Source organism: [Borrelia] finlandensis, from assembly GCF_000181875.2.
Classification (GTDB): domain Bacteria; phylum Spirochaetota; class Spirochaetia; order Borreliales; family Borreliaceae; genus Borreliella; species Borreliella finlandensis.
In genome coordinates, this window is record NZ_ABJZ02000006.1 from 18,665 (window position 1) to 32,149 (window position 13,485).

Sequence of the window (13,485 nt, forward strand, 5' to 3'; positions counted from 1 at the left end):
CTAAAAATAAAAAAATTAAAAAAATTATTTAACATAGGAGGTTTAAAAAATGCTTATTAGTAAAATAAAACAAAACAATAGGAGTTTACTCGGAGAAATACAGAGATGGGGATGCTATTTTTTATGCTTACATTATTATACAAGTGTGTTTAAGAATATTGAATTTAATGCTTTTGGCATAAATGTGGCTTATCGCAGATTTTTAGGACTTGGGTACATTAAAAGCAATTGTTTTATTATAAATCCATGTATGATACTAAATTACTACGGAATTAGAACTAGTGTGAGATATGAATCTTTTGGTTACTTTGCAGCTGCAAATGAATTTGAAATAAGTGAAGTTAAAATCACGGGGGTTAATGGATCTCACTTTATTGCTACAAAAGAGCAAGAAATATTATATGATTCACTTGATTTAAGGACTCGTGGAAAAATATTTAAAGTAACTTCAAAGCGAATATTTAAGCTTAAGTAGTTATACTACAGCTTTAAGCTATTTTTGGCGTATTTATAAGCTTGAATTTTGTTAGCAGAAGAGAGTCCGTAGATATTATCAATTTCATGGGTTGAAGAGTATTTCATAAGTTCTTTAATTTGAAAAGAATTATAACCATTGGCTTTTAAATTTGAAATAAATAAATTTCTGCATAAATGAAGTGATTTATTTACTTTAAATCCTGATTTTTTAAGAAGATTTTTGAATTTTCTAGAAATATTGATAATGCTAATTTGATTATCTTTAAACCTATGTTTGGTTTTTTAAAAAAGATAAGTACGCCGTGTATCGATATTTTTTTCTTCAAAATGATTCTTATGAGCTATTTGAATAGCGTCGTACTCTTTAGAGCTAATGACAATTTCTCTAATGCACGCGACACTTCTTTTTTTTGCCACATTCACTTTTATATTATAAAGAATTTCTCCAGTTTCGCTGGTTAGAGTAGTAATATTTTGCAATTTTACTTTTTGAATTTCAGTACCCCTACATCCACTTATTGAGAGTAGATGTACGAACCAGCCAGATATTGGATCAATTTGTTTTAATTGTTTTATACATTTTTCAATTAGTTTGCTAGTTTTTGGAGTTATATAAAACTTAGGGCTAGGTTTTAGATTTTCTTTTTTTGTTTTAGTTGAATTTTTTAGAGTATTTTTAAGAATTTTATTTTCATCTATAACTTTTAGATAATCTTTAAATATTTTGAGGAAAAAATCTGTATCACCTTTATTTAAATTAAGATAATTATTAATGTCCATAAAATCCTCTCCTTATAAGTGTTACTTTTAAATTAAGTAAAAGTAATAAAAATGTATAAAAATTGCAATTTATATTTTACCAAAAACTTAAAATTTTAGTCAAATTACAGTGCTTCTCATTGCATGCGGAATTTGGGATGTAGAGTGGCTGTAAAGAGTAGAAGTGGTAATTTTTAAGGGGGTCGGATAAGAAAGATAATATGCTTTAACTGATATATAGCAAAGACTATGAAATTTGATTTGTATGTGTTTTGTAATCTTTTGCAATGAGCTTGCCATTTGCAATGGAGGGATTTTCGAGAGTTGATTAAAATTACATTTGAGTTTTGTTACTATGTAATCCTAAATGTAACAAAATTAATTATTTAAATTTGTAAAAAATTGTATTTATTAGAGATTGTGTTATGCTTAGCCTTACGGAGTAGCTTATGAATAAAAAAATGTTTATTATTTGTGCTGTTTTTGCATTAATAATTTCGTGTAAGAATTATGTAAGTAGTAAAGATTTGGGAAATCTAGAACAAAATGTAGAAGGAAAAGTTAAGGGATTTTTAGATACAAAAAAAGAAGAATTGACCGAAGGCATTAAAAAGCTCGGATCAGAAGTTTCTTCAAAAGTTAAAGAAGAATTAATGCAAGCTGATGGACAACCACAGGGCCAAGTTGAAGAGCAGGTATTTCAAGGGGCTGATGAGGATTTGAAATTAAAAGAAGAAATTGAAAAAAAAATAAAAGAATTGAAGGAAAAATTAAAAGATAAACTAAAAGGTAAAGAAGAAGACAAGAAAAAACTTGAAGACGAATTAGAAACCCTTGAGAAAACTTTAAAGGAAATAAGAGAAAAAAGAAAAAAAGAATTAGAAGAGGCTCAAAAGGAATTTGCAAAGTTAAAAGAACAGGCTGAATCTACAACAGGGGTAACTCAAGGTGATCAAGCCAAGGGTAAAGGCATTGTTGGAGCACAAGCTTGGTCAAAAGCTAAAAAATTAGGTTTAAATGTAAGTTATTCTAGTGATAATGGGACTGATAGTAATGATTTTGCAAAAAAAGTTATAGGTGATTCGCTTAAAAGGATTGATGAAGAACTGAATAATAGTATAGAAGATGGTGGGGAAGTTTAAAAAAAAAGGAATAAAAAAATGGTTTTTAAAAACACAAATTATGAAGAACAAGACTAATAATCAGCCTTGTTCTTTTATTTTAGTCAAAATATGAGCCGTATTTTTTGTATAATCTTTGGAAACCATCAAGATCAAAAGTTATAGATGAAGTTTGTTTGTTAGGATCTTCACTTTCAGGAACTTCAATTGTTATTGTCATAGTCTTATGTTTTAATAATTTTGGAAGCAAATTTTCTATGCCTGGGTCAGAAGTTTTTAAATGAATCCTAAAAAACTCTTCACGGCTATAGAAATGTGTTTTATGAAGTTCCCACATATTTCTTCCATCTATAAATCCTTCATTTAATTCTCTTATAATTTCTTGTGGTTCATCATCAAAAGAAAATTTAATTTTTATTTGGTTAATATATTTATCCCTTAACATAGGGTATCTATAATCATCATTTTCATTTTCTCTGTAAAAGTATCTTACAGTAAACATTTTATAATAATTTTTTTTACCGTATTTAATATACCTTGAATTGATAAAACCAAGACCACTAAACTTTTCATCTTCTCCTGTATAGATAGTAGATAAAGTTCCTTTGCCCCAATATGGACTTTCTTTTACTATCCTTGAAGTATGAAAATAGGAAAGCTCTACAGCTGTTTTTCCTTTCTTATGAAAATATTTTTCCATATACCCATCGTCTTTAGATTGATTATATGAAAACCCCCCGGGTCCTTTTGAAAGCAATAAAAATAATATAAATAATAAAAATATTATAAATATTTGTTTTTGAAACATATAAATTCTCCTTTTATATATTTTGAATGTTTGATTTTTATAATAATAAGCATTTTAAATATAGATCAGCAGTTAATAGATGTAAATAATTTAACGGGTTGTATTAACAATTTATTAAATTGGTTTATTATTTAGAGTAATAATTTGTTAACTTTGTTACTTTGGAGAAATTCTTTTGAAAAAAGTTAAAAGATCTTTTGATGATTATGTTGCATATTTTAGAGAAGGATCATTAAGTGATAAAGAAATAGCAACTAGACTGGGAGTTTCTAGAGTAAATGTGTGGAGAATGAGACAAAAATGGGAAAGTGGGGAGATTTCAGTTAATGAGGACTCTAGAGTAACAATTAGTGAAGATACTTTTGAACACCTTGTAGCACAAACTTTTAAATCTGAAGTTAAAGCTAAAAAAGTTAAAGGCGAATTAGATTTAGAGCGCTCTAATTTAGAATTAGGATTTATACGTGCATTCAAGCAATATTCTAGCATTGAGCTTGCTAGTATGATTTCAAAAATAGAAAATTTAAGATTCAAAATTGATTCTTTATCTAAAGAGTGTAACAAACAAAATGCAAAAGGTGTTAATGAAAATATTAATTCTTTGAAAGTTGAGCTTAATGAACTTATAAAAGAGTGTTCAATAAGAGAAATGGAGCTTTACTATGAATGTATGAAAAGACTTGCTGCTGCTCATGAAGTTGATAGTAAAAGTAACTATAAAAGTAATAAAGGACACAAGTGAACTTATATCAAACTAAACTTTTTACAACACTTCAAAAACAATACAAAAATCAGTTTGGAATTGATATATCACAATTTGTTAAGCCAATAAACTCTTTAATCAATTTTGATCAGCTTGAAGAGAAACATTTAACCCTAAAGCAAAAGAATGTGATTAAAAGCATTCAAAAGAACAATGAAAAGAAAATTATACTCAGTGGTGGTATAGCTAGCGGCAAAACATATCTTGCATGTTATTTATTTATTAAAAGTTTACTTGAAAATAAAAATTTATATTCTAGTGATACCAATAATTTCATTATTGGCAATTCTCAACGTTCAGTTGAGGTTAATGTTTTGGGTCAATTTGAAAAGCTATGTAAACTTCTTGATATTTCTTATATGCCAAGACATACAAACAATTCGTATATAATGATTGATTCACCTCGTATTAATTTATATGGAGGGGATAAGGCAAGTGATTTTGAAAGGTTTAGAGGTAGTAATTCGGCACTTATTTTTGTTAATAAGGCTACTACTTTACACAAACAAACTTTAGAGGAAGTATTAAAAAGACTTAGATGTGGGCAAGAAACTATTATTTTTGATACCAATCCGGACCATCCAGAACATTATTTTAAAACTGATTACATTGATAATGTAGCAACTTTTAAGACATATAATTTTACAACTTATGATAATGTGCTACTTAGCAAAGGATTTATCGAAACACAAGAAAAACTCTATAAAGATATACCATCATATAAAGCAAGAGTTTTGCTAGGAGAATGGATAGCAAGCACCGACTCAATTTTTACACAAATTAATATTACTCAAAATTATGTGTTTACTAGTCCAATAGCATATTTGGATCCAGCATTCAGCATTGGGGGCGACAATACTGCTTTATGTGTTATGGAGCGGGTTGATGACAAATATTATGCTTTTGTATTTCAAGACCAACGACCAGTCAATGATCCTTATATTATGAATATGGTCAAGACTGTTTTAGGAAATTTCAATGCACACACACTTTACTTGGAGGATAGAGATAATACTAAGGGTGCTGGTGCATTGACGCGTGAATATATGGCTCTTAGAAACAACATGAGCCAATATTTTAGAATTGTGCCGGTTAAACCCAAATCTAATAAGTTTGGTAGAATAGCATCGTTAATTACACCGTTTACTTACAAGAAACTTTATATTGCAAAATACAGTAGTTCTTCTGTATTTAATGATATTTACGCTTATAAAGGGAATAACAAAACTCATGATGATGCACTTGACGCAATATCTGCGGCATATTTAATTTTGTCTTTAGGATATAAAGAGAGAAGTATCCATTTTGGTAATCAAATATTTTTGTAAATTTTATTGACAAAAATATTAGTTTTTGCTATTATACACGTAATTTAATTAAGAAAATTAAGAATAAGAAATAAAAAAGTGTGTAATTTAAGAAAAGCAAAACTAGTAGATAAAGTAAGTGCATTAGAATTATATCGATATTCGATATTTTTTAGAAATTACATTGAAAATGTAGCAGAAGACTGCCTCAAGAACGGACTTGTTCTTGAGAGCACTGGTCGCAATGTTAGTAAGGCAGGACTTTCTAGATTAAAGGTGCAACTTAAGAATGCGCTTTTAAATTGTATTATAAGCTTCCGTTTTCATGGAATTGGATATGTTTTAGTAAAAACTAAAGATACACTACTAGACCTTGAAGAACCTGTCAATATAGAGCTACCTATTGGATTTGAATACCTTGATCATGAATCTGTAAGAGATTTAGGGGTTGATTTTGATCATATAACTTATAAAGTAAAAGCCAATAATAATGGCAATTCTTTAGATGCAGTTAAAATACACAAAAGCCGACTCATAATATATGAAAATTTCGATTATATCTTAAAAAGATATGTTCTGTGTTATATCTGGATTTTTAAGAAAACAGAATTCAAACAATTATAGTAAAGATATTTCTAATTTACGCAGCCTTAATGACTCGTTAGCTAACGAACTTGCTAGGTTTAAAAGCAATCTTAACAATGAGGGGATGTTTTATACAGCAACTCCTAGCGCCAGTTTGGAGATTATTAAGTATGATCTTAGCTATCTAAAAGAAGCCCTAGCATTAATTAAAGCAAAAATTGGTGCTGATACTAAAGAACCACTAACTAGAAGTTTCAATGAGCAGGCTAAAGGACTCGGAAATGATGGTAAAGGTGATAGGAGCAATTATTATGATTTTCTAAAAGGCGTACAAGAACAAGTTGAGAATTCTTGTAATTTGAAACTTGCTAAATATTTTGGCCTTGATATGAGATTTAATTCACCGATTATGTTAAGTGAAGATCAAAATGTGGAAAGAGACATAAAGCTAATTGAGCTTTATAGCAAATATAACGAGCTTATACAAAGCAGTTCTTTTAATAACGAGGAGCTAGCTATTTTAAAAGAAAAATTATTCTCATTTTGAGAAAAGGAGTTAAAAAGTGATTGAAAATGAAGAAAAAGAAGACTTGCAGGTACAAGTTAAAGAAGAGCAGCAAGTTAAAAAATCTGATACTAAGATTATAAGTTCTGGTGAATATGAAGAATATATGCGCCTTAAAGAACAAGCAAATAATGTAAAACCTAAAGAGATAAACCGTGATTTAAGTATAAATGAGCGAATAACAAAATAACTTGCAGAAGTTGAAGAGAGAGAACGCGTTGAAAAGCAATTATTACTGGAGGCAGATCGTATAAATGAAATTGATACGCTAGCAAAAGCACATCTTAGCAACCATTTTAATAAAGAAGTTCTTTTAGCAAAAGGATACACTCTAAGAGACATTATGCAAGCACAACGAAGAGAACTTGTTCGCAAATTTGTTCCAATTGAGCAAATTAAAGCTATTTCTAAAGTAGCAGACATAACCCATATTGATGGGGAGATACTAGAACAACTTGTTTCTTTAGCTAAAGTCAATATCAAATTAAGAAAAAACGCCAATGGGAATTCTTCATCTATTGAGTCTATAAAAGGGAATATTATTGCTAAATCAGAAGAAAGAGTAAGCTTGCTTGATTCTAATTTTGTTCCAATTAATTTTACAGAATTTGTACAAGCTATTAGTAATACGTATAAACAAAGATGATTGCAGTTTTATGAAAATCTAAAAAGAAACAAAAAGAACAAGTATTGCTTAAAGGACTTTTAAATGAGCGATATTACAAAAATTAAACAAGAGTTTGATAAAAAAGTTGCCGAAATACGTGCATTAATGAAAAATCCTCAACAAGATGCTGGTTTATTTGGTAATTCTATTGAATTTAGAGACAAAAACCTGATTTTTTCAAATTCTGATGGCGTTTGTACTAGTAGTAAAGACAAAATAGAAAATTATCCTGCTAAGGGTTATCCATACAAGCGTGGAGTAAAGCTTAGTTTTAGTGCTGATGGTACAACAAAGCTTGAAGTTGAGGCTGGTGGTGGTGAAGACTTATATGGAATATGCACTAATATATATGAATATACTGGTATGGCAACTGTAATTCCAATTACAAACAATTTTACCGGGTATTTAACTTTTAAGAAAAATGGAAACGGTGTAAACCCCGGGGGACAAGCTGCATTTTAATCAACATGGTGAGCTTGAAAAGACTACTAGAGCTGATAAAACTATTAATGCCATAGCGCTGTCAAAAGTACAGAAATTAACCGAAGAGTTATACATAGTACTTGCTAGTGTTTTTGGAAATAGAGCTATAAAGGGGTAGTAAATTATGGTAGCAAAAGGTAAGGGGCAAGGGAAAAGTCTTGAGATTGATGATATTTCACAATTGAGTTTAGAACCAGAAGTTTCATCGGCTGCTCCCAGGGCTAAACGCCAAGCAAGACAAGCTGAAGATGAACAAGCAAAAGATCCTTATCTGGATTCAGGTAAAGAACTTGATGATATCCTTTTGAAATTCAAAAAATATGCAAAATCAATGAGTTTGATTGAAAATAAAGTTTTTAGCAGTTCTAATGGTTGTTTTCAGTCAAAAAATGAGCGAGCCGATGCTTATTCATTTTCATGTTTAAGTTTTACAGACAAAATAGAGAAATACTTTCACGATCTAAAAAATAGTTTTCCATACAAGCGCGGGGTCAAGCTTGTTCCAAAAGAAAATTCTTTATATGTTGAGATTGGTGCTGATACTGATCTATATGGCATATGTGTTGATGTATGTGAGTTTAGTTGCATAGCATATGTTTTACCAATTACCATGTAAGACGTGATTTTATTTTACTAAAAAGGTTAGAAATATTAGTAGAATCATTGTTAATTAGTTTGTTTGTTATTTTATCATAAATTTTTTCTACAAAACTTGTGTCAGCTGCAGGCTCTTCTGCAATTGTAGACTTAATTATCTCTTTAAAATAGCTTAGCCCTTTTCCTTTAAATGTCTTATCTTTAGTGGTTTTCAAAAAATTTTCATAAGTAATAGCGTTGCTACTTGCAACTCCATCATCAAGTAGTAAAAGATTAGTGTTATTAACGGTTGTTACTTTATTATTTCCAATTCTTAAATCCATACTAATAATTATACCATATTTAGCAAAAATTACTTAAACAAGCTGTTGATATTAGCAGAAATTCTAGAGGTTGTTATTCTTAAGCTCGCCTCGTCAATTACTGAATCTCCTATGATAGTTATACCGTTGATAGCACTTATAATACTATCTAGAATTTCTTTCAAGCTAGTTGTTTGGTTGGCTATTTCAATTCTACTATTTGCTTTTATTTTAACAGTATCAGAAATTAAATTTAAAGTTTTTGGACTAATTACACCAAGTATATAAAAATGATGTTTGTCAAAATAAATATCATCATTTTTATCAAAAATATTAATGCTCGATTGAAGCCCTTAAAGACACTTGCTTGATTTAAAAACTCTTCTTTTTCTAAGTCGCGCTCAAATCCTTTCATCCCCTTTACTTCGAGTTCATCATCAAGGAGATATGCTTTGTGCACCAAACTCAAATATACATAAAGAAAATAAAAAAGAAACCACAATTAATACTCTAAGACCGGACTTAAGATTTTTAGTTAAGCTAAAAGCATTAGAAAAAAGAATACTAATATTTGCAAATAGCTTTAGAGAATTCAAGGGAAAATTTTGTTTATACAAGGTACCACCTATTGCACATAAATTGATTGATGCATATTTTAGTATCACTAAAGCAGACTTAGTTAAAAAAGTAAAGGATGAAAAAGATACTTTAAGGAAAAAGAAAGAATCTTTTAAGCCTAAAAATATCACTAAAAATATTGCTGTATGTAATAAACAAGACATAAATATATAGAATAAGAATTCTATAGAAAACTCTTTCTTTAAAGAGATTAAATCAATAATCTCTAATACCCAAAAACCAATTAAACCACTAAAAATTACTTTATTAAACTATAAAGATTTTAAAAATTATCTAAAATATAATTATCAAGTAAAAGATATTAAAGAATTTTTCTTATTCAAGCTAAACGTTTATAAATTCAAAATTCATTTTATGAGAAAAACGGCACCTTGTAAAACCAATTTTTACGCTTTAGCAGGAGAATTTAAAGATACTTATACTGCTAAATGGAAGTCAAGGAAAATGACACGCTTTTCTAGACATACTGGAACAATAGCTAATAGTATTTTATCTAACATTTTAATAAAGGGATTATAATTTGAGTAGTTTGCTTGAAAAACTCATAAACAAAAAAAACAATATAGAAAAAAGAATTATATTCAATAAAATTGAAGAAATAGATAGTAGAAAAATATACTGCACAAAAATATTTAAACACTTAATTGGTTTTAAAATTACAAACAAAGGAAAAAGACTAAGGCTTACTTTTCAAAAATTTAACAACAATGAAGATTTTCTTTTTTTTAATCTTTTTCCCTTAAAAGAAGTCGACAAGTTTTTAGAAATAAAATATAGGCATGATAGACTCGATAAACCCTTTTTTCTTAAAAAAGAAAATAATAAAATTTATGCAATAAAAAAACTCTATTATATAGAATTTGTTTTTAAACATGGCTCTATTAAAGCATATGTTCAATCTTTAAGAACGCTTCTAAGAAAAAGCAAAGAAAACACCGAGTATTATCAATTCAATTTATCACACTTGAAAAAACTGGAAAGAAAAGTATATGAATTTTATAATAAGAAATTAAAAGATGAGGGAGTTATAAAAATATATTTTTTTTAATTCTCATTTAGAGCTTCTATAAAAAATATAAAAAAAATAATTCGAATCTAAAAAAATCTAATCTTAGACTTAGTTTTAATATTGCTAAAAAAGAAATAGAATGCCAAAGATTGCTAAAAATATCCTGGTTTCTTAAATCAAAGTACTACTAGAATACATCCAAAAAAAACTAAAAATGCATCAACTTATAGACTTAAGTATTTGGTATTAATTAGGTTTTAATGAAAGGCAATAAGCCAGGCATTAAAAGAATAATGCAAAAAGGCATTAAAAAACTTATAAAAATTAATTTAATTGTTACATTTTTTAAAAATTTAGGCAAAGATAATGGAGTTTTTAATTTTATAAAACAAGTATCAATATTTGGAAAAATAGAATAGTACTTGTAAGAAACTTTATTGAAAATGAAATTAAAGAATATTCACAAGATAAAATAATAGCGGCTATTCTTAAGGAAGATATTGATAACCTTACTTTTTAAAGCTTTTATTTATCAAATTCATCCCCATCAAATTTCACACCTATATATAACTATAGAAGGTAACGATAATATAAATAAGAATTCTGTATAAATTTTCCCAAACAAAACAAAAAAATACTTCAAATAACGCAAAACAATCAAAAAAAATAACAATTATAAAATTAGATTCAATAAAGCAGAAACTGAAAAAGAAAAGTTAAGATTTAGCTACAAAAAAAGTTTTTTAATAATATTAGGAAAATAAGCTAGCTATTAAATACAAAATTTCATTAAGATATCTAAGAATTAAAAAACCATTCAAATAACCCAATTGCTTATAAAAACACCAATTAATCTTGTATGCTATATCGCACATATCATAAAGCAATATATTAAAAAGACATATTGAAATTTTACCTATCTAAATTCAAATTAAAGTATAAAAACAAAATATGATTTATGGGTTTTAATTTTAAGGGCAACAATTTTCAAGATTGAGTTGTTGGGTTTAGAAATAAATATGAAAGTATTTATGTGAATGAAGAAGTCCTAATGTTGACAAAGTAGCTTTTGTTTTTAATATGGTAAATATTTTGTGTTTTAAGCAAAATTGAAATGTTGTATTTTTTGCATTTAAAATGTCAAGTAAGCCTATTGTAAGAAGGATTATATTACTTAATGCAATATTTATAAGCCTTATAATAACTTAATGAATAGAAACGATCGTATTGTTTATAGCGAATTACTTTATTTATTAATAATTTGTTTCTTTATTAAAGTACACGAGGTATCCAAATATGTGAATTAAAATCTAAGGCCAGATAAATTGGAAGTAGTAATATTTAGATTATTTTTGTTGGTTATATTGGCTTATTATCATTCAGCATAATGATATTCTTTTTTTTGAGCTGCACTATACTCGCAATTGATCTTGAAATTTCAATAATAGTTTTATATCAAGTTGCTATAGGTTTAGGGTAAGGAGCTTAGCTTGGCAACTTTAATAAAATCAATTGCATTGGAGCAGGATGTTAACATTGTGGTTTTTGCAGCAAAATAATCAGGAATATAAAGGAAATAATAATGCTTTAAGTTGTGATGCAGCTAAAGTAAAGGAGGTAATTTTTTAAAATAGAGAACTACTAATACTGTAACTATAGACCTTGTGTCTAAATTTAGAAGGTTTAATATTTGGAGTAAATTTTAGTAGCAAATGAATTTTATTTTTATCATAATTGAATTCATCAAAGATTATTTTCCATAAAGAACATAGATTATAAATATTATTTGGCAAAAACAAAACACAAGTTCATTATTTGTGTCTATATAGTTAATAGCTAATACTGGGCAATCATTAATAGAATATGTAGTATAAAAAGATGATAATAAATATTATGTTTTAGTAATCGTTAAGTTTTTGGAGATTAAAAATAACAATAAAATCAAAGATGATAAAAAAGAAGTAGTTGGTATTGGCATGAGTATTAATCACCTTTTAGAGTAGCAAGGGTGAAAAAATAATCATCCTAAATATTTGCTAAAAAATGAAAATAAACTTAAAAAATGCCAAAGAAAACCAGCAAAAAAACAAAAAGGTTCTATTAATAGAATTGGTCTGGATTAAGAGCTGATAATTTGCATAAGAAAATTTCAAATCAAAGAAAAGGCTTTTTAGATAAATTGTCTTAGTACTTTGTTACTAATTATAAAAACATAGTAATAAAAAATTCATTAATTAAAGGTATGCAAAAATTAATGCTTTGAGAAAAAGTATTAATGATTTAGGATAATATAAGTTTTTAGACAATTATTTTATGAAATTATAATATCTAATTATAATTGTCAGATTTTTCTTTTCCTATTATTTCTTCGTCTAATTCTTTGTCTCTGAAATCTTCTCTGTCTATTATAGTCTGTTCTTTGTCTGTTTTTAATTCTGCTTCTCTTCCTGGCACTGGTCTTCCTAATAATGGTTTTTTCTTGCTTTTTAGTAAATATTTTAAGCTCAGATAATCTAATTATATATATTTTATTATCTTTAAATTCTAATAAAATATGATCTTTATGTTTTATTATAGAATTTAATTTTTTATCATTATTACCAACATTTATAACCTTTAAAGCCGTTTTAACACCAAGAAGCATAGCTTTTTTAAAATTATATCTTCTTTTAGAGTTTGCTTTAAAAATTTCTTAATTATTAATATAATCTTTAACTATAATTTTGCTATCTTCTTATTTTATGCAAAGCATAATATTAGTGCCTTTTCTAGTGTTTATATTTTCTTTATTAGAAGGATTCAAGACCGATTTAGCTTTTACTTTAAAATTGTGCTTTTGGCTTGATCTAGAATCCTTTGAAAAAGGACCGCATGAAAATAATAATAAACACAAACTTAAATTAATAAAAAATTACTCGGAGCGTACTTTTTTGCTGTTAAAAGAAAAGAGGTTTTAATGTCTAGAAAGGAGCGAAAAGAAATCATTTTAATGGTAGAAAAACCAGTATTAATCAATAAAAAATAGTTGCTATAAAGATGATGAAATAGAATACGAAAGCTATAAAAATTAAAAAAGAAGAATTGCTACAAGCGAAATAGACAATAAAATTGAATTAATAAAAATTTTATATAAAATAAGGACTAAAAAACTTTATGCATTTGATGGATACAAAAAATTTGAAGATTTTCTTAAAAAATTTGCCATATCAAGGAGTCAATCATTCTTATGTTTAAGGTTTTACAGGCTTGTATTATCGGGTGATTAAAAATAGATGAAATTAAGCAACTAGGATTTGCAGAGACTTGTAGTAGACTTAAGAAGTTAAACATAGATAAGGGCATTACAAAAAGGAAATCAATAGGGATATTAAGATTTAAGCTTAAAAATCAGTAAAGTTGTGAT

9 protein-coding genes and 10 pseudogenes are annotated in these 13,485 nt (G+C 27.4%); 13 read left to right on the forward strand and 6 right to left on the reverse strand.

Features of this window, described 5'->3' with window-relative positions:
• Nucleotides 1–49 precede the first annotated feature (49 nt).
• Entirely contained in the window at nucleotides 50–475 is a 426-nt protein-coding gene (locus BSV1_RS04425) for a DUF261 domain-containing protein (protein WP_008882869.1), read from the forward strand.
• Nucleotides 476–480: 5 nt separating this feature from the next.
• Here BSV1_RS04425 and BSV1_RS04430 read toward each other — a convergent pair.
• Nucleotides 481–1,257: pseudogene (locus tag BSV1_RS04430) on the reverse strand (tyrosine-type recombinase/integrase).
• 428 nt (nucleotides 1,258–1,685) lie between these two features.
• Here BSV1_RS04430 and BSV1_RS04435 point away from each other — a divergent pair.
• Nucleotides 1,686–2,378 carry a hypothetical protein gene (locus tag BSV1_RS04435; RefSeq protein WP_008882868.1) on the forward strand — a complete coding sequence of 231 codons (693 nt, stop codon included), beginning with the start codon at nucleotides 1,686–1,688 and terminating at the stop codon, nucleotides 2,376–2,378.
• 79 nt (nucleotides 2,379–2,457) lie between these two features.
• Here the strand turns inward: BSV1_RS04435 and BSV1_RS04440 are convergent, their stop codons facing one another.
• Nucleotides 2,458–3,165 carry a hypothetical protein gene (locus tag BSV1_RS04440; RefSeq protein ID WP_008882872.1) on the reverse strand — a complete coding sequence of 236 codons (708 nt, stop codon included), beginning with the start codon at nucleotides 3,163–3,165 and terminating at the stop codon, nucleotides 2,458–2,460.
• A gap of 175 nt (nucleotides 3,166–3,340) precedes the next feature.
• Here BSV1_RS04440 and BSV1_RS04445 point away from each other — a divergent pair, with 175 nt between their 5' ends.
• The 6 genes and pseudogenes from BSV1_RS04445 to BSV1_RS04470 form a co-directional block, all read left to right on the forward strand.
• Nucleotides 3,341–3,907, forward strand: a complete 567-nt coding sequence (locus BSV1_RS04445; protein WP_008882873.1) for a DUF603 domain-containing protein — start codon at nucleotides 3,341–3,343, stop codon at nucleotides 3,905–3,907.
• A complete protein-coding gene (locus BSV1_RS04450) occupies nucleotides 3,904–5,256 on the forward strand; it encodes a PBSX family phage terminase large subunit (protein ID WP_008882897.1) in 1,353 nt (450 codons plus the stop codon). The genes BSV1_RS04445 and BSV1_RS04450 overlap by 4 nt, the downstream gene beginning before the upstream one ends.
• Before the next feature lie 168 nt (nucleotides 5,257–5,424).
• A pseudogene (locus tag BSV1_RS04455) lies at nucleotides 5,425–6,367 on the forward strand (anti-CBASS protein Acb1 family protein); the annotation flags it as partial.
• 16 nt (nucleotides 6,368–6,383) lie between these two features.
• Nucleotides 6,384–7,031 (forward strand): annotated as a pseudogene (locus BSV1_RS06840) (DUF1357 family protein).
• A 63-nt stretch (nucleotides 7,032–7,094) separates the two neighbouring features.
• Nucleotides 7,095–7,653 (forward strand): annotated as a pseudogene (locus BSV1_RS04465) (DUF228 domain-containing protein).
• Nucleotides 7,654–7,659: 6 nt separating this feature from the next.
• A pseudogene (locus tag BSV1_RS04470) lies at nucleotides 7,660–8,145 on the forward strand (DUF228 domain-containing protein); the annotation flags it as partial.
• A 1-nt stretch (nucleotide 8,146) separates the two neighbouring features.
• Here the strand turns inward: BSV1_RS04470 and BSV1_RS04475 are convergent.
• The 3 pseudogenes from BSV1_RS04475 to BSV1_RS06940 form a co-directional block, all read right to left on the reverse strand.
• Nucleotides 8,147–8,434, reverse strand: a pseudogene (locus BSV1_RS04475) (DUF685 domain-containing protein); the annotation flags it as partial.
• A gap of 50 nt (nucleotides 8,435–8,484) precedes the next feature.
• Nucleotides 8,485–8,784, reverse strand: a pseudogene (locus BSV1_RS06560) (DUF777 family protein); the annotation flags it as partial.
• Nucleotides 8,760–8,858 (reverse strand): annotated as a pseudogene (locus tag BSV1_RS06940) (DUF759 family protein); the annotation flags it as partial. The pseudogenes BSV1_RS06560 and BSV1_RS06940, both read right to left, overlap by 25 nt.
• On the opposite strand from BSV1_RS06940, the pseudogene BSV1_RS07460 reads away from it, so the two are divergent.
• The 4 genes and pseudogenes from BSV1_RS07460 to BSV1_RS07210 all read left to right on the forward strand — a co-directional run.
• Nucleotides 8,858–9,592 (forward strand): annotated as a pseudogene (locus BSV1_RS07460) (plasmid maintenance protein); the annotation flags it as partial. The pseudogenes BSV1_RS06940 and BSV1_RS07460 sit on opposite strands and share 1 nt — an antisense overlap.
• 1 nt (nucleotide 9,593) lies before the next feature.
• Entirely contained in the window at nucleotides 9,594–10,121 is a 528-nt protein-coding gene (locus BSV1_RS04490; protein ID WP_008882861.1) for a DUF226 domain-containing protein, read from the forward strand.
• A 221-nt stretch (nucleotides 10,122–10,342) separates the two neighbouring features.
• The gene (locus BSV1_RS07045; protein ID WP_008882857.1) at nucleotides 10,343–10,501 is read left to right on the forward strand and encodes a hypothetical protein; all 159 of its coding nucleotides are present in this window, start codon (nucleotides 10,343–10,345) and stop codon (nucleotides 10,499–10,501) included.
• A 1,461-nt stretch (nucleotides 10,502–11,962) separates the two neighbouring features.
• Nucleotides 11,963–12,368: pseudogene (locus tag BSV1_RS07210) on the forward strand (transposase); the annotation flags it as partial.
• A gap of 42 nt (nucleotides 12,369–12,410) precedes the next feature.
• Here BSV1_RS07210 and BSV1_RS07395 read toward each other — a convergent pair.
• Entirely contained in the window at nucleotides 12,411–12,536 is a 126-nt protein-coding gene (locus tag BSV1_RS07395) for a hypothetical protein (protein WP_008882882.1), read from the reverse strand.
• A gap of 680 nt (nucleotides 12,537–13,216) precedes the next feature.
• Here BSV1_RS07395 and BSV1_RS07215 point away from each other — a divergent pair.
• A complete protein-coding gene (locus tag BSV1_RS07215; protein WP_245532220.1) occupies nucleotides 13,217–13,348 on the forward strand; it encodes a plasmid partition family protein in 132 nt (43 codons plus the stop codon).
• The last annotated feature ends 137 nt before the right edge of the window (nucleotides 13,349–13,485 follow it).

Bases quoted from the DNA above. Each gene is read 5' to 3' on its own strand.
- BSV1_RS04425 (WP_008882869.1), top strand. From the start codon at position 50: ATGCTTATTAGTAAAATAAAACAAAACAATAGGAGTTTACTCGGAGAA.
- BSV1_RS04435 (WP_008882868.1), top strand. From the start codon at position 1,686: ATGAATAAAAAAATGTTTATTATTTGTGCTGTTTTTGCATTAATAATT.
- BSV1_RS04440 (WP_008882872.1), bottom strand. From the start codon at position 3,165: ATGTTTCAAAAACAAATATTTATAATATTTTTATTATTTATATTATTT.
- BSV1_RS07045 (WP_008882857.1), top strand. From the start codon at position 10,343: ATGAAAGGCAATAAGCCAGGCATTAAAAGAATAATGCAAAAAGGCATT.